The following is a 1,244-nucleotide window of genomic DNA, read 5'->3' as shown; positions in this document are numbered from 1 at the left end:
TGGCGGTGACGCAGAAGGCGCCGCTGGCGAGCACCTTCGGCGACGCGATCTCGCAGCCGGCGTGGAAGTCCAAGCCGACCTGGTACCAGATCTCGGCCCACGACCGCATGATCCACCCGGAGAACCAGAAGCGCATGTCGGCGCGGATGAACCCGAAGAAGACCATCACCCTGGACGCCAGCCACGCCTCGCTGGCCTCGCAGCCGGCGCAGATCGCCGCGCTGATCGACGAAGCCGCGCGCGCGGTCGGCTGAGGCCGCGGCACGGCCCGCTCCTACAGCCGCTTCGCTGTAACGGCATAGCCCTGTAGGAGCGGCGCGAGCCGCGACCGCGAAACCTGGCTTGCGTCGCAAGCGCGATGTCGCGGTCGCGACTTGCGTCGCTCCTACAGGGGCTCCGGCCAGTTTCGTATCCGACTGTAGGAGCGGCGCGAGCCGCGACCGCGACATCGCGCTTGCGTCGTATGCATGGTTTCGCGGTCGCGGCTTGCGCCGCTCCTACAGGGTCTCCGGCAAGTTTCGTATCTCCCTGTAGGAGCGACGCAAGTCGCGACCAACCGCAGCGACGCAGCTCCGCCGAACTAACCGAAGACCAGAAACTCCCAACCGTCATTCCGGCGAAAGCCGGAATCCAACCGAAGCGACGCAGCTCCGCCGTAACCTCCCGAAGCCTCACAACCCCCAGCTCGTCATTCCGGCGAAAGCCGGAACCCATTTTGATCTGGCTTCTGCTCCTCTCGTGCCTACGAGTGAAGACCAGCCAACGTCAACAGCTTCCGTCCGCAAGCGGCCGGGTCACTTTCTTTGTCTTGCCAAAGAAAGTAACCAAAGAAAGGCGCTTTCCTTGTTTTCGAATCAAGAGCCACTATGGGGCGGTGCTTTCGCGGGGATGCGCCACACAGGCCATCCATGGCCTGGGTGGCGCACGGCGCGCGTCCTGCGCGCCGCCCTTCGGGTCTCTGATTGCCTGTGGCGAGTTCGGGGCGGCGGGGGGAGCAACGGCAAGATCAAAATGGATTCCGGCGTGCGCCGGAATGACGAGGTGGTGGCGTCGACCGCGAACGCTCGGCGTCGAACGACGGTGCGGCGACCTCCCCGCTTGAAGGCGTCAGCGCCTCAAGGACTCAACGTCACCCGATACTTCGGCGCCGTGCGCGCCTGGGTGATCTGCTCGTAGGCATAGCCCAGCGACAGCAGCTTGGCGTCGTCCCAGCGCCGGCCCATGAACACCAGGCCGACCGGCAG

Annotated in this window: 2 protein-coding genes; one reads left to right on the top strand and one right to left on the bottom strand. The window is 65.6% G+C overall.

Annotated features, from left to right (window positions below; translation table 11 throughout):
* Positions 1–254: alpha/beta hydrolase (locus HKX41_10370; protein NNC24542.1), on the top strand; the 254-nt coding region annotated here is incomplete at its 5' end.
* An 861-nt stretch (positions 255–1,115) separates the two neighbouring features.
* Here the strand turns inward: HKX41_10370 and HKX41_10365 are convergent.
* Positions 1,116–1,244 (bottom strand): secreted peptide amidase (locus HKX41_10365; protein ID NNC24541.1); only part of this gene is annotated, 129 nt, incomplete at its 5' end.

Source organism: Salifodinibacter halophilus (genome assembly GCA_012999515.1).
Classification (GTDB): domain Bacteria; phylum Pseudomonadota; class Gammaproteobacteria; order Nevskiales; family Salinisphaeraceae; genus Salifodinibacter; species Salifodinibacter halophilus.
The sequence above is the reverse complement of the archived record's forward strand: the minus strand, read 5'-3'. Positions and strand labels throughout refer to the sequence as shown.